This is a genomic window from Promicromonospora kroppenstedtii DSM 19349, from assembly GCF_000515355.1.
In the GTDB taxonomy this organism is placed as follows: Bacteria; Actinomycetota; Actinomycetes; order Actinomycetales; family Cellulomonadaceae; genus Promicromonospora; species Promicromonospora kroppenstedtii.
In genome coordinates this window covers 1,133-1,964 of the sequence record NZ_KI911647.1, presented here as the reverse complement: position 1 = coordinate 1,964, position 832 = coordinate 1,133, and the positions used below count along the sequence as shown (strand labels likewise).

Genomic DNA, 832 nt, shown 5'->3' with positions numbered 1-832 from the left:
GGCCCTGACGGCGCTGGTCGGTGAGCTGGCCGAGCGGGTCCGGGCACGCCGCGTCGACTACCTGGAGGCCGGGGCCGACCCGGAGCGCGTGGCGTTCGCGCAGCACGCGGCGCGGGTCGCGCGGCAGACGGACGCGTTCCTGGCCGCGATGCCCACCGGGGCGACGCGCACCTATCCCCCGGGCAACGTCCGCGACGTCACCCTGGCGGACACCGTCGAGTGGGTGCTGGAACGTGAGCCACGCGTGGTGGTCGCCGCCGCGAACGGCCACGTGCAGCGCACACCGTTCCACGCGCCGCCGTTCGTGCCGGAGCCGATGACGACGATGGGCCGCGAGCTCGCCGACCGGCTCGGGGACGACCTGGTGGTGCTGGGCACCACGTTCGGTGGCGGCACGGCCTGGCTGCACCGGCCGGGACCCGACGACGCCCCGGGGCACTCGACGCCGTTCACCCAGGACCTCGGCGAACCGGACCCGAGGAGCCTCGACGCGGTGCTGGCAGCCCCCGGCCTGGGCTCGTACTACGTGGACCTGCGTACCGCCGACGGCGCGGCCGCAGCGGCCCTGGACGCGACGCGCGGCACGCACAACGGCGCGGAGCTGCAGCTCGTCGACGCGCGGCGGGCGTTCGACGCCGTGGTGCACGTCGACCGGGTGACGCCGTGGCACACGTGGATCCCGATGCTGCCGGGGCGCTGACTCAGGCCGCAACCAGGCGCCGGGTCTCCGCCGCCACCGTCTTCCAGCACGCCGGTGGCAGGTCGTGCCCGACGTCGTCGAGCACCATGAGCTTGGCACCCGGGATCGACCGGGCCGTGGCCCGGGCGCCCG

General features: G+C 76.0%; 1 protein-coding gene. It reads left to right on the top strand.

Annotated elements, in window-relative coordinates:
• A partial coding sequence (locus PROKR_RS09495; protein ID WP_169736370.1) for an erythromycin esterase family protein occupies nucleotides 1-700 on the top strand: 700 nt, incomplete at its 5' end.
• Nucleotides 701-832 lie beyond the last annotated feature (132 nt).